Genomic DNA, 13,122 nt, shown 5'->3' on the forward strand with positions numbered 1-13,122 from the left:
CAAATGGAAAGACGCAAAAGCAATAGACGACTGCATCGCAAGGAAAGGTTAACAACAGCCCTGTTAATAAAAATTAGCTCTTGGGCTATTTCTATTGTACTAATTGCTTCGGCAATTACTTTTATCATCACCTACCAAAGCGCTCATCGCCAAGTCATTGATAGCCTACAAGAAGAAATTGCTTTAACGCTAAAGCACAATCAACGTCGATTTAGCCAAGTCGAGCAGCGCGCCGAAGTTCTCGAACAACAGTTTTTGTTGCGCTATCAAGTTATGCGAGACAACCAACAACAAAGTCTGCAAAAGTTTGACAGTTGGTATCAGACAACATCACCTGGAGTCGTGCGTTTAAGCCCCAAGTTTAATGCGGGGATTCAGTTCGGCGATCAATATTTTAAACATTTATCCGCTTTTTTAGGTCCTCGCTCGCAGCCCATTAGCGACGAATTAAAAATAAGAACTATTGCAGCTCAATACACCTTAAACGCATTGGGTCCAGGGTGGCAGAATCACGTTGCTAATAGCCACTTTTCGATGCCTGAAAACGTGTTGATACTTTACTCCAAAACCAAGCCTTGGGGGCTACTAGCCGACGAAAAGTTAGTTATTACGGATTTCTCAGTAGTAAAATCAACGCTAACCACCGAAAATCCGAAGAGAGAACCCAACTGGACTGGGCTTTACCATGATATATCGGTCGATGAATGGACCATCACCTATCAGCGCCCTGTTGATATAAATGGTCAGCACTTGGTTAATGCCAGTTTCGATATTACCTTAGATCGATTACTTACTGATTTAACATCAAAAAATCGCTCTAGTGCAGAGCACATGGTGTTAAATACAGAGGGCCATTTAATTGCCGCTTCTAATTTATCAGCGGAGGCAATGGCAGAAAGCGCAAAGCTAACCCCAGACAGTTATCAAGAGCCGACTTATCAAACGGTTAGCAAAATAATCGCTGAACAAGATATATCAACATTACCGAATAACCTAGAGCTTGAAGGCAACGATAAACTAGTGATTATTAATAAAATAGATGGGCCTAACTGGTGGTATGTGACACTTTACCCACTCGCAGAGATACAAAAAGAAGCTCTTGCATTACCCATAAAACTTGTTGCTGCCGGTACTGCCCTTGTAGTCATTATACTGTTGATGGTTTATTGGCTAGTGACAAAGGAAGTGTCTCGACCACTGCATGCGGTTGCCAAGGTAGCCTCGTTAATGGGTGAAAAAAACTACCAGGATGCTTTGCATGAGGAAGCCGCCAACATAAATGCAAAAGGAGAGGTAAAGCAGGCTCTGAATGCATTTAAAACGATGGCATCACGATTTATTACCGCTCAACACGACTTAGAAAAGCAGGTCGCAATTAGAACTGCAGAGCTAGCTACAGCCAATCAAAAACTAGATGCGTTAGCACATATGGACGGCTTAACAGGATTGCTTAATCGCCGGGCGTTTGATCGTGATTTACTCGCGGCAACGCAAGAAAGCGACTTGAGCCCCTATCTAGTATTATTTGATATTGATAGCTTTAAACCCTATAACGACAATTACGGGCATGAAGCTGGTGATCAGGCATTGAAAAAAATTGCCGCTTATTTAAAAAGTAATACCGCGTTTAACACATACCGATACGGAGGCGAGGAGTTCGCCATCATTATCTTTGAAAAACATGTGGATGACATTAAAAAGCTTTTAAATGAAGTTCTCGACGGCATCGTAAAACTAGCTATTGAACATCGATATGGCCAGACCGACACCGGAGTACTAACAATAAGTGCCGGTGCCGCTCCTATCGTAGCAGACGATTCACCCGAGCATGCGATCCAGCGGGCAGACAAAAAACTATACGAGGCCAAACACAGTGGCAGAAATCGTGTTTGCGTCGGACACTCATAAAAGCCATCAGGATATTTACGATTACTGAAACTTTCTTTGTAATCTGTCGCTAAAACACGTAGATTACGCGCCTATTTTTTGTTCGGGTGCTCAATAGTGATTTCTGCTGCAAACATCACCATGCAATTTGGTGCAAAACCTCTTTTCGAAAATATCTCTGTTAAATTTGGCGAAGGGAATAGATACGGTCTGATTGGCGCAAATGGCTGCGGCAAATCTACGTTTATGCGAATTCTCAGTGGTGAACAGGAGCCATCAGCCGGTAATGTATCGATTGAACCCAACATGCGCGTGGGTAAGTTGCGCCAGGACCAGTTTGCCTATGAGCAATACAGTGTCATTGATGCAGTAATCATGGGCCATGAACAGCTATGGCAGGTTAAATCAGAGCGCGACCGCATCTATGGCCTCTCCGAGATGAGCGAGGAAGATGGCATGCGCGTAGCGGATCTGGAAGTCGAGTTTGCAGAGCTTGATGGTTATACCGCTGAGTCGCGAGCCGGTGAACTCCTGCTAGGTGTAGGAATACCATTAGAGTCTCATTTCGGTTTGATGAGTGACATTGCTCCGGGCATGAAGTTACGGGTATTGCTGGCACAGGTGCTATTTTCTGAGCCCGACATCATGTTACTGGACGAGCCCACCAACAACCTGGATATCAATACTATTCAGTGGTTAGAAAATGTTCTTAACGAACGCCAGGCTACCATGATTATTATTTCGCACGATCGGCACTTCTTAAACAGTGTTTGTACTCATATGGCCGACATTGATTACGGTGAGCTTAGGGTTTACCCGGGTAACTACGATCAATATATGTTCGCAGCAACTCAAGCCCGCGAACAGCTGCTTAATGAAAACAACAGAAAGAAAGAAAAAATAGCCGAACTGCAACAATTTGTCAGCCGCTTCTCCGCCAATGCATCAAAAGCAAAGCAAGCAACCTCTCGTGCGCGGCAAATCGAAAAAATTGAACTGTCTGAAGTAAAAGCGTCGAGCCGTGTTAGCCCGTATATTCGCTTTGAACAAGAGAAAAAGCTTTACCGACTGGCATTAGAAATGGAGAACGTCAATAAGTCGTTTGATGATTTGCACGTGTTAAACAACGTCAGTGCGATGATCGAAGTCGGCGAAAAAGTCGCTATTTTGGGCCCTAACGGCATTGGTAAAACCACGTTGCTGAAATCCTTAGTTGGCCAACATAGCGTTGATAGTGGGCTAATTAAATGGTCAGAAAACGTCAGTATTGGCTACTATGCGCAGGATCACGCCGACTGGTTTAAAGATAAAATAAGTGTATTTGACTGGATGAGCCAGTGGCGACAACCACACCACGATGATCAGGCAGTACGTGGAGTATTAGGTCGCATGTTATTTTCACAAGATGACATTAAAAAGCCGGTAACGATTTTATCCGGTGGCGAAAAAGGCCGAATGATCTTTGGTAAATTGATTATGCAACGCCCTAACGTATTAATTATGGACGAGCCCACCAACCACTTAGATATGGAGTCTATAGAAGCCCTTAACCTGGCGCTCGAACACTACGACGGAACTTTGTTGTTTGTCAGCCATGACCGCGAGTTTGTCTCGTCATTGGCCTCTCGAATTATAGAGCTTACAGACCAGGGAATGCGCAATTTCTCTGGCACTTACGACGAATACCTGCGCCAGAACAACGGGGTCAAGACGATCAGTAACTAAGCATTACTATGAAAACCCTCTATTAGCTGCTTGTATCAGCGATAGAGGGTTACGTTAATCCCACTCAGTTATAACCACTCTCTAGTTGGCCCGACCGTAGGGCGAAAATTTCTTCAGTTTCCTCTGTAAGGTTCTGCGGTGCATACCCAACGCCTTCGCTGCCGCACTAATATTGCCTTCGTAAGTAAGTAACACACGCTGGATATGCTCCCATTCTACCTGCGCGGGCGTCATAGGAGTGTGACCCAGTGCGCTACCTTGTTTTTCTTTAGTGCAGTCGTGATGAGAGATTCGCTGTAATAGCTCTGACAGTCCTACAGGTTTCGCCAGGTAATCAGTGGCTCCGCGGCGCATGGCTTCTACCGAAGTTGCTATGCTCGCATATCCGGTAAGCATGATTAGGTGTCGCGGGTTAAATTGCTCGCGTAGTCGAGCAATTGCATCCAACCCCGAACTATCCGCTAAGCGCATATCCAAAAAAATAGCATGCACACTGTCGACTGATTCTCTTAACGCCGCGCACTCGTTATCAAAGGCCAGGACATAATAAGACGTTTGCTGGCTCAAGCGACGCTGAAGAACATCACGAAACGTAGTATCGTCATCGATAATAATAACGACTGAACTCATTCGTCACTCTCCGCTAAAGGCAAAATTACCTTTGTAACGATGTGTTCACCCTGTAACTGCCAGCTGACCGAACCACCGAACTTTTCGATAGTTGCATTACTCACCACTGCTCCCACGCCAAATCCTTTTTCACTTGCACTAACACGCGTACCCAACCAGGCTAACTGCTCTTCATCCATTGTTTTTTTGTTATTCTTAATTGTTAAGTTAAACTCTTTGAGATTAGTAGCTATAGTCACCAAGACAGGTGTGCTCTCCCCGTTCGCTGCATCACAACCGTTCATAACAATACTAGAAAGCGCAGGCACTAAGGTGGCATCGGCATAAACCTTAGCCTGACTTTTCAGGCTCTGTTGCTCCCACACAACGTTCGCTTCAGGACGATTTAAACTAATAATATGTTGCAAGGTTTGGCAAATATTACCCGCAAAATAAACAGACATTCGCTGCTCCCGAACATCGTCAGCAATACGCCGCCAGCTTCGCAAATGTTCCTCAATACGTGAAAACTGTTCAACAATCGGTTGTAACCAGGCCGGACTAGGTTGTTGTTCCTGAGCTTCCTCAAGTAGCAAACGCAAAGACTGAGCTGGCGTAGCAACCTCATGCGCCAACTGAGCCGCTGCCGTACCAATTGCAAGCAACTGCTCATCGCGTAATTGGCGCTCCCTTAACTGGCGAATAGCCTGCTCTCGCTGTGTTAGCTGATACCTGAAATAGCTGATAACCAATGACACTAGACCGCTCGTTATCACGAAGCTAATCACCATTGAGTAATAGTGTTCTTCCATACCTGAAACGTGGTAGTGCAGCGGCAGTAGTAACAACTGAATGCCTTGCGCAGCTGCACTTATCAGAAGTACACCCCCCGCATACACCAGCGGAAGTACCGTAAATGCAAGCACCACAGGAATCAGCAGAACCGCATTAAAGGGATTGCTGGCAGCACCATAGATTGCAATAACACTGTTCAGTGCGATCACATCTATCACCAGCATTAGCCCCACAAGCCAAGGAGCTAGACGGACTGAGCGCCGGTATAACAAGATCAGCAGCAATGACATAAACGTATCCTGGTTAAAGAACCTTTTTTAAGGCACTAGAATGCATAACCTACCGCCAAGTTTATAGAGCGCCCCGGTCCGGAAAGCTGCTTAAAATCTTGTGCATTATCTGATTTGAATTCAGCGACACTGATCCCTCCCAACGGCTGTTCATAATAATCGTCAAGTAAGTTTGTGACTTCGAGCGATAACATGAGCCGCTCGTGACGCCAACGGGTGCCAGCGGTAATAATTGCGTAGCTACCGGTTTCATTTTCCAAGCGCCGCAGATCGACATCGTCTTTTTCTCCCGCCCACTCCCAGGTTAAGTGGTTACTGAAATTTCCCAATTGGTGCTCAATACCTAAATCTATCGTCAACGGACTAATTTGGTACAGAGGTGTGCCGGTATCTACACGCTCACCCTTGGTTAAAGAAAATTTGCCATTGAGCTGCCAATCACCATAATTAGGATGTTGTAGCAGCGTCGAGCTCATTGCCGCGTCTAGTCCGACAAGTTTCGCGTCTAAGTTGGCAAACTGTAAGATATTTCGTTGCCCGTTTGCTTCGTCTGACCGGCTGAAGCTTCTTACTACCTCTGCATCGATATAGTCGTTTACGTGAGTATAATAAGGTGTCACTTCAACGCTAAAATGCTGGTCAACACTCTCTTTTTTGTAACTTACACTCAGGGTGTGAGCCGTTTCCGGTTTTAAATCAATACGCCCGATATAACCGTTACCATCGCCGAACCAACCAATCATTGTGCTCGCCATAGTGCCTCTGCCCCAGGAGTAGCGTTCATATAAATTGGGCGCTCGATTTTTGCGGGCCAAGCCAATACTTAAGGTATTTTCACGATTTATTTGATGGCTTGCCATAACCGAAGCATCAACCACCAAGTCAGTCTGTTTACGGTCTGCCTGATTAAAGTCAGCAGCTGCTTCAGAGTCAAGGTTCGGCATTCCCATGACATTGGGCATTGCGTTATAGGGCCGCACTTTATCTGCATCGGTCCGTATCTGTTCAATCCGCACACCGGCCGAAGTTTGCCAACCACCTGACCACATGCGTTCAGACTCAAGGTAACCGGTAATACGCTGACGCACTCCATTATTTATATTAATGTAGTCATTAGGCCCCATCATCATTGAATCCGGCACTGCTGGCCACCAATCATCAAGGCGATAATGATACAGCTCTTGACCAATACGCACCTGATGATTACTCGATAGATTTATATTCCAGCGCAACTGGTAGCTGTAATCATCCGCTTCGGTTTCCATGGGCATCTTGCCGGGCTTTTCGTCGGTGAAAAAGCCCATTTGGTGGTTAACCTGTTGCCAATTGAGCTGGCCCTCAAATTCAGTCGAATCAAATTCTCTTTGATAAAGCGCAGTCAACCCGAAGCTTTCGTTATTGGTCATGTCCATATATTGATTCGGATACCCCTGGAAGGGTATCGACTGGTAAGATACTTTTACTGCCAATTGCTGCTGCTCACTTTTCCCAGCGACGGTAACACTGTGGTTTTGCGCGCGATACAAGGTATCGAGTACCTTATTGCCGTCCCCATCTTCATAGCTCTCAGCGTCTTCAAATGAACCATTATAAGCCAAGCTAAATGAGTCATTTGCCAATCGCGTTTTTAGGCTATAGGTTTGTGCCTTGTCATTGCTGCTATAAGCTCCCAAAATAACGCCCTCAAGCCAGGTCATGTCCTCGGTATTACCGAACCTCGGTGACATGGTATTCAAGGTAATAACCCCCGCAATATTATCGCCGCCCATACTAACTGGGGTAACCCCAGCGATGACTTGGGCGCTTTGCACCTGTCCAGCAGCAACATAAGAAAGTGGGGGGTTCATTTGATTAGCACAAGAAGCAGTGATCTCGGCGCCATCAATCAGGACCTTAATCCTATCCCCCATCATGCCCCTCATTACAGGTAATGCAGATACCCCGCCGGCCGCGGAAAAGTCCACGCCCTGTTGACGTAACAATTCATCAACGCCACCCATTTCTATCAGTGCGGGTACCTTTTCACCACGTATTTTAATAATTTCAACTGGTTCAGCCCAAGCAACAGAGCTCACAGGCATTGCTATTGCAAACAAGGTCGACAACGGTGCTAACTTCATAGGTAACGTCCTTTTGTATAGATGCGACTGCATTATAAGGAGTCACCGTCATCACCATAACGTGGCAAATTGTCGCAGCGAGAATAACGCTTACCCTGCTCTACCTAACTGTTTTTTGCTACCCACTGTTGCAACTGGCTTGCCGACATGACACCAGCCTGCCTGGTAACTTCTTGTCCGTTTTTAATCAGTAAAGTTGTCGGAATACTCCGTACCGCATATTGCTGAGCTAAGTGAGGCTCTGTTTCTGTGCTTATTTTCAAAAACTGAGCATCGTACGGCATCTGCTTTGCAGCTTGCTCATAGTGGGGCCCATATTGCTGGCAAGGTCCGCACCAACTCGCCCAAAAATCAATCACCAGCGGAAGCTCGGCCGTTTGGTGAGCACGAAACTGGTCGCTATTCACGACAATTACATCACCGTTAAACAATGTTGATTTGCATTGCCCACAAACAGCGCCAGCTTCTCGTTTTGCAACCGGTATGCGATTTTTCTTGTGGCATGCAGGACATGCCACAACTATGTTTTCGGCCATGCTCAAGCACTTCCTTTTGGTTTATCGGTTGAAGCCCCAATCAACTTGTAAAGTAAACAGAATTTAAACACTGACGTCCCCAGTATCACCGCACCCAGGATCCACCAAAAGTTACCAGCCTGCACTGACCAAACGATCAGAGCGATACCCAAAATCGCTCGCAAAATGCGATCAATACCACCTACATTTGCCATGATAATGCTCCTTTAATAAACAATGTGAACTATAAATTATGCTTTTTACGTAATTGTAGTACTGCTTTTAATTAATTAAAGATTTATTCAATGCTAAATTTAGACTTTTCTCAAAGAGTGATCATAAAAACGGCTGAACAACCCTGGATTGATAGTCCTGCGGCAGGAGTTCGTCGTAAGCTGTTAGAACGTGAAGAAGCAGAGCGCGGCAGAGCGACAAGCATCGTAGAGTATAAACCTGGCGCTTCGTTTAAAACGCACCAGCACCCATTGGGTGAAGAAATCTTGGTGCTTGATGGTGTTTTTTCCGATGAAAACGGGGATTACCCAGCAGGAACTTACATCCGAAATCCTCCCGGTACCGCCCATGCGCCATTTAGTCTTAATGGCTGCAAATTGCTGGTCAAACTTCACCAGTTCCAACCCGACGACTCAAGAACGGTGCGGATTAATACCAATACGGCTAAGTGGCTACCGGGCCAGGGTGACTTACAGGTTATGCCACTGCATAGCCACGGTACCGAGCATGTTGCACTGGTAAAGTGGCCTGCCAGGGAGGTTTTTAAACCACACCGACATATGGGAGGCGAAGAAATACTGGTTCTGTCGGGTGAATTCTGTGATGAACGCGGCCGCTACCCCACAGGCACCTGGATGCGCAGTCCGCATATGAGTACTCACCACCCCTTCGTTGATGAAGAGACCATCATTTGGGTGAAAACCGGACATCTTCCCGATTAGCGATAAATTCTGGCACAGCAGTGTTACTTATGCTCACGCCATATTCTAAAACGCGTAATGATGTACCAAAAAAGGCCGCCAACAAACATAATCAGGGCAACGATATTTATCTCGTCACGTTGCCGATATTCGTCAGCTGTCAGAAAAAACCAGACCACACCAATGGCAAGCAGAATAATCGAAATAACGCCCTGCACCTGCAAACTTTTTGAGGTGTTTTCAGTGGTAATGTTGGTTTCTCCGGGTTGGTTATGCTGCTCTTTTTCTTCGGCTTTTTCACTTTTTACGTAGCCACAGGCGGGACAGCTGTAGTTATTATCCAACACCTGATCTTCACACTTGGGACACTTCTCAAATACCATAAAAGCTCCTGCCTGTTTTCATTGCTAAATTTGTTCGCCCTCTTACCAACTCGTACTGCCGGTATCTCTTCAGATATAACCAACCACCGGCGGGTGAACACTGTTTAATCACAATCCGCTGATGTCCGTAATACTGCGGATACTGGCGTCTGAGATAAGCCACTGCCTGAACACTGGCCGAACCGGTGGCTGCATCCTCAGCGGGTCCGTATTGCGGCGCGAAGTAACGCAATTGCAGCTCGCCTGATGGCGGTCGGTATACCAAAATTAGTGCGCGTTGGCTAAAACGACATAATACACCGCTATTTAACTTAAATTTAGTCAGTGACTGGCCAACTTCAAGCAGCACATAATCGTTACGACCACCACAGTAACAACCGTTAATGACAGGCTGACGAACCAATCGTCGCCAAAACCCTAAATTACGCAGTGGTCGCTGTGCTAAGGGTTTATCGAAGTAATAAGCGGACCGATGATCAAAGCCCAGTTTAACCTTACCCGCAGGGGTCAATAGCAACTCGTTAGAAGGGCTATCGGTTAGCTGATCGTTTATAAACGCTGCAACCGCAAGGTTACCGGAACCGCACCGTTGTACTGGCCTGCCACCATTTAAAAACTCAGCCTTAAACGCTCCCGGCTCGCCACTCATCAGTATTAAATTTGGAACTTGCTGGTATTCCTTAGGGACGTCAGACCAAGCTGATGCCCCACGATAAGCTATGTAGTGCCGGTTGCCGGACGCTTTCGGACCATAAAAAACATCGGCAGTGCAAAGTTCTTGCATAGCAGGCACCGGTTATCCCCCAGCATTACGTAACAACATAATCGCAAAGATTCCGTCCGGCGCCAGCCAGGTTTTTTCGCCTTGCCAGCCAGCAGAGCTTGCCAATTGCTCAAATTCTTCGGGGTGGTATTTATAAGAGTTCTCGGTATGGATGGTTTCATCCTGGTCGAACAGAATTGCTTCGCCGGCAATTGTCACCTCTTGCTGAACAAGACTGCGTAAATGCATTTCTATACGCCCTAGCTTCTGGTTATAGACGGCAACATGCCGGAACTGATCTAAATTAAAATCCGCATCAAGCTCGCGGTTCATCCTCGCCAAAATGTTTTTATTAAAATGAGCTGTAATATCTTTACTGTCGTTGTAAGCACGCTCAAGCATTTGCCGGTCTTTTTTGGTATCCACTCCCAATAACATATAACTATCTTTGCCGAGCGTGGTACGCGCATTACGTAAAAAGTCGACAGCTTCTTTAGGCTCGAAGTTGCCAATAGTCGACCCCGGGAAAAAACCGATTGAAGTGGCTTCGGAAAGCTCGAGCCGTATCGGCTTTGTAAAGTCTCCTTGAGCAACCTTAATCTCTATCTGCGGAAACGATTGGGCAAGGTCGGCCGACGCTCTTTTTAGATGCTCGCCCGATATATCGAGCGCAACAAATTCTCTCACCATCGGCAACTCTTGCAGTAACGGTTTTACTTTGTGCAGTGACCCAGCACCAAACTCTACCAGCTGAACATTATCGAGAGAATGTTGTGTAAAAAACTGATTGAGCTCCTGAGCGACGTCAGGAAGCAGCGCTAGCTCAGTACGATAAGGGTAGTATTCTTCTAGCTGACAAATCTGGTCAAAATACTCAGACCCTTGCTCATCGTAAAAGTATTTTGGCGATAGCGCTTTTTGAGACAGTCGCAATCCTGCAAGAACATCTTGCAAAAAACCTTGGTTCATAGAGCTCCCAGTTTTTACTTTATTTAGCCAAACGCAGACTGCTAAATTGCCAACGTTGATGCGCATAACAGAAGTTTCGGTACGTCGAGCGCATTTGTTGTTTAGCGGTGGCGCATGAACCACCTCGCAATACCCACTGGTTTGCCATGAATTTGCCGTTATATTCTGCTAAGGCTCCCTCAGGAGTTTTGAAACCCGGATAAGGTGTAAACGGACTCTGCGTCCATTCCCAGGCATCACCAAACATTTGCTTAAGTCCTTTTTTCCCAGTTGCCGGCTGCGGCAAGGAATATCCTTGCTCCAAAAAGTGACCACGGCACTCTTCCGACTTTGCAGCATGTTCCCACTCAAACTCAGTCGGTAAACGGCAACCGCGCCAGCGGGCAAAAGCGTCTGCTTCGTAATAGCTAATATGACAAACCGGAGCATTTAGATCTAAAGGCTGCCGCCGCTGATGAGTGATCGTGAGCCATTGCCCATCTTCCCGATGCCAATATAACGGCGCCTGCCAACCTTCCTGCTGCGCCATGGCCCAGCCGTCCGAAAGCCATAGTTTAGGACGCTTATAGCCATCATCGGCCATGAAGTCTAACCACTCTTTATTGGTGACCAAGCGCTCGCACAAGCTAAACTCGGGCACGAAAACCTGATGCTTTGGCTGTTCACAGTCATAAGCAAAGGACGACTCGGCATCAGTACCAGCAAAGGATAAACCACCTTTAAAATGAAGAAACTCAGCCGCTTTAAGGCGTTCAGAATTGCCTGAGTGCATTGAGCCTTCAGGATCTAGCGGCAGCGCATGAGGGTTTAGTGATAAAGCATGTTTAATATCGGTTTGTATCAGCTCCTGATGTTGCATCTCGTGGTGCAGCCCAATAGTAACACCTGTTTCGATTTCAGCACTCGGCGCATGCAATAACAAGTTCATGGCGTCATCAACATACTGTCGATAATCAACAATCTCTTCTAACGACGGTCTCGATAGCAGGCCTCGCTGGGGTCGGGGATGACGCTCACCCACCGTTTCATAGTAAGAGTTGAATAAATATTGATAGGCCTTGTCATACGGTTTGTAGCCCTCCAAATGAGGCTGCAGCAAAAACGTTTCGAAAAACCAGGTTGTATGCGCTAAATGCCATTTAACCGGACTTGCATCAGGCATCGACTGCAACATCATATCTTCAGCACTTAGCGAAGCGATCAATTTCATGGTTTGTGCGCGTACACACAGATAGTCGTGCTTCAAAGTGTCTTTAGCTAAGCCAGATTTTTCTTGAAGCTGAGCGATATCTCCCATTTTTTAACACTCCCTAGGTAAACGATTGCTTCCCCTATGCTGCCTCTTTACTGAGCCGTATAACCGCCATCGATCACCAACTCCGTGCCAGTAACAAACTTCGATTCGTCAGAAGCCAAATACACTACGGCATAAGCGATATCCTCAGGTTCTCCGACATGTCCTATAGGATGACGTTTATCCAGCTGCTGTCGAAACTCATCAACACCTCCCGGTGACTCTTTGCCGAGCTGTTCAACAAGCGGAGTCCAAATAAAACCAGGATGGACCGAATTAACTCTGATTTTGTCTTTTGCGTAAAACAGCGCATCATTTTTGCTCATCAATCTGACAGCCCCTTTAGACGCGTGATACGGAGGTAGGTCTGCGGCTCCTATCAGGCCATAAATTGACGACAAGTTAATGATACTGCCAGCGCCTGCCTGTTTCATTTGCGGGATCGCATACTTGGTACAAAAAAATACGCCGTTCACATTAACGCCAATGACGTTTTCCCATTCATCCTTAGTCACTTCATGAGTTGGCTTGTTCACCCCAGCAATACCTGCATTATTAACCAGGACGTCTATAGCGCCATATTCCTTGGCTATGTCGAAAAATACAGTATTTACATTGTCTTCGTCAGAGGTATCAATATGCCAATAGTGCGCTGTTCCGCCTGCGGCTCTAATTTCATCGACGACCTTTGCGCCATTTTCGTCGTCGATGTCAGTAACAGCGATTTTGGCCCCTTCTTTAGCTAGCGCTATGCAGATAGCTTGGCCAATGCCCAACGCCCCGCCAGTCACTACTGCAACTTTGCCTTCTACTCTGTTCATTCGAGTTTCCTCTCAT

General features: G+C 46.4%; 13 protein-coding genes. 3 read left to right on the top strand and 10 right to left on the bottom strand.

From position 1 onward, the window contains the following. Window positions 1-3 precede the first annotated feature (3 nt). The gene (locus CWI81_RS08470; protein ID WP_126784867.1) at window positions 4-1,908 is read left to right on the top strand and encodes a diguanylate cyclase; all 1,905 of its coding nucleotides are present in this window, start codon (window positions 4-6) and stop codon (window positions 1,906-1,908) included. Between the two features lie 96 nt (window positions 1,909-2,004). Continuing rightward, a complete protein-coding gene (locus tag CWI81_RS08475) occupies window positions 2,005-3,612 on the top strand; it encodes an ABC-F family ATPase (protein WP_126784868.1) in 1,608 nt (535 codons plus the stop codon). 81 nt (window positions 3,613-3,693) lie between these two features. Here the strand turns inward: CWI81_RS08475 and CWI81_RS08480 are convergent, their stop codons facing one another. The 5 genes from CWI81_RS08480 to CWI81_RS08500 all read right to left on the bottom strand — a co-directional run bounded on the left by CWI81_RS08480 (window position 3,694) and on the right by CWI81_RS08500 (window position 8,156). Continuing rightward, window positions 3,694-4,242, bottom strand: a complete 549-nt coding sequence (locus tag CWI81_RS08480; protein WP_126784869.1) for a response regulator transcription factor — start codon at window positions 4,240-4,242, stop codon at window positions 3,694-3,696. Continuing rightward, window positions 4,239-5,306, bottom strand: coding sequence for an ATP-binding protein (locus tag CWI81_RS08485; protein ID WP_126784870.1), 1,068 nt, complete (start codon window positions 5,304-5,306; stop codon window positions 4,239-4,241). Before CWI81_RS08485 ends, CWI81_RS08480 begins: the two co-directional genes overlap by 4 nt. 35 nt (window positions 5,307-5,341) lie before the next feature. Beyond that, entirely contained in the window at window positions 5,342-7,426 is a 2,085-nt protein-coding gene (locus CWI81_RS08490) for a TonB-dependent receptor (protein ID WP_241970399.1), read from the bottom strand. Between the two features lie 104 nt (window positions 7,427-7,530). Then, window positions 7,531-7,962 (bottom strand): thioredoxin TrxC, encoded by a 432-nt coding sequence (trxC, locus tag CWI81_RS08495; RefSeq protein WP_126784872.1) that lies wholly within the window; start codon window positions 7,960-7,962, stop codon window positions 7,531-7,533. Between the two features lie 2 nt (window positions 7,963-7,964). Continuing rightward, entirely contained in the window at window positions 7,965-8,156 is a 192-nt protein-coding gene (locus CWI81_RS08500; RefSeq protein WP_241970400.1) for a YgaP family membrane protein, read from the bottom strand. 90 nt (window positions 8,157-8,246) lie between these two features. Between CWI81_RS08500 and CWI81_RS08505 the strand changes: the two genes are divergently transcribed. Further along, the gene (locus CWI81_RS08505; RefSeq protein WP_126784874.1) at window positions 8,247-8,897 is read left to right on the top strand and encodes a cupin domain-containing protein; all 651 of its coding nucleotides are present in this window, start codon (window positions 8,247-8,249) and stop codon (window positions 8,895-8,897) included. 23 nt (window positions 8,898-8,920) lie between these two features. Here the strand turns inward: CWI81_RS08505 and CWI81_RS08510 are convergent, their stop codons facing one another. From CWI81_RS08510 to CWI81_RS08530, 5 genes are read right to left on the bottom strand one after another with little or no spacing between them, the layout of a single operon-like run. Beyond that, window positions 8,921-9,259 carry a zinc ribbon domain-containing protein gene (locus tag CWI81_RS08510; RefSeq protein ID WP_126784875.1) on the bottom strand — a complete coding sequence of 113 codons (339 nt, stop codon included), beginning with the start codon at window positions 9,257-9,259 and terminating at the stop codon, window positions 8,921-8,923. Beyond that, the gene (locus tag CWI81_RS08515) at window positions 9,249-10,043 is read right to left on the bottom strand and encodes a PhzF family phenazine biosynthesis protein (RefSeq protein WP_126784876.1); all 795 of its coding nucleotides are present in this window, start codon (window positions 10,041-10,043) and stop codon (window positions 9,249-9,251) included. The genes CWI81_RS08510 and CWI81_RS08515 overlap by 11 nt, the downstream gene beginning before the upstream one ends. A gap of 12 nt (window positions 10,044-10,055) precedes the next feature. Beyond that, window positions 10,056-10,991, bottom strand: coding sequence for an L-histidine N(alpha)-methyltransferase (gene egtD, locus CWI81_RS08520; RefSeq protein ID WP_241970401.1), 936 nt, complete (start codon window positions 10,989-10,991; stop codon window positions 10,056-10,058). Between the two features lie 19 nt (window positions 10,992-11,010). After that, window positions 11,011-12,288 (bottom strand): ergothioneine biosynthesis protein EgtB, encoded by a 1,278-nt coding sequence (gene egtB, locus CWI81_RS08525; RefSeq protein WP_126784878.1) that lies wholly within the window; start codon window positions 12,286-12,288, stop codon window positions 11,011-11,013. A 47-nt stretch (window positions 12,289-12,335) separates the two neighbouring features. Further along, the gene (locus tag CWI81_RS08530) at window positions 12,336-13,106 is read right to left on the bottom strand and encodes an SDR family NAD(P)-dependent oxidoreductase (protein ID WP_126784879.1); all 771 of its coding nucleotides are present in this window, start codon (window positions 13,104-13,106) and stop codon (window positions 12,336-12,338) included. Between the last annotated feature and the right edge of the window lie 16 nt (window positions 13,107-13,122).

The organism is Idiomarina seosinensis (genome assembly GCF_003987275.1).
Lineage (GTDB): Bacteria > Pseudomonadota > Gammaproteobacteria > Enterobacterales > Alteromonadaceae > Idiomarina > Idiomarina seosinensis.

Coding starts and splice junctions, on each gene's coding strand:
- CWI81_RS08470 (WP_126784867.1), top strand. CDS start 4: ATGGAAAGACGCAAAAGCAATAGACGACTGCATCGCAAGGAAAGGTTA.
- CWI81_RS08480 (WP_126784869.1), bottom strand. CDS start 4,242: ATGAGTTCAGTCGTTATTATTATCGATGACGATACTACGTTTCGTGAT.
- CWI81_RS08485 (WP_126784870.1), bottom strand. CDS start 5,306: ATGTCATTGCTGCTGATCTTGTTATACCGGCGCTCAGTCCGTCTAGCT.
- CWI81_RS08490 (WP_241970399.1), bottom strand. CDS start 7,426: ATGAAGTTAGCACCGTTGTCGACCTTGTTTGCAATAGCAATGCCTGTG.
- trxC (WP_126784872.1), bottom strand. CDS start 7,962: ATGGCCGAAAACATAGTTGTGGCATGTCCTGCATGCCACAAGAAAAAT.
- CWI81_RS08500 (WP_241970400.1), bottom strand. CDS start 8,156: ATGGCAAATGTAGGTGGTATTGATCGCATTTTGCGAGCGATTTTGGGT.
- CWI81_RS08505 (WP_126784874.1), top strand. CDS start 8,247: ATGCTAAATTTAGACTTTTCTCAAAGAGTGATCATAAAAACGGCTGAA.
- CWI81_RS08510 (WP_126784875.1), bottom strand. CDS start 9,259: ATGGTATTTGAGAAGTGTCCCAAGTGTGAAGATCAGGTGTTGGATAAT.
- CWI81_RS08515 (WP_126784876.1), bottom strand. CDS start 10,043: ATGCAAGAACTTTGCACTGCCGATGTTTTTTATGGTCCGAAAGCGTCC.
- egtD (WP_241970401.1), bottom strand. CDS start 10,991: ATGAACCAAGGTTTTTTGCAAGATGTTCTTGCAGGATTGCGACTGTCT.
- egtB (WP_126784878.1), bottom strand. CDS start 12,288: ATGGGAGATATCGCTCAGCTTCAAGAAAAATCTGGCTTAGCTAAAGAC.
- CWI81_RS08530 (WP_126784879.1), bottom strand. CDS start 13,106: ATGAACAGAGTAGAAGGCAAAGTTGCAGTAGTGACTGGCGGGGCGTTG.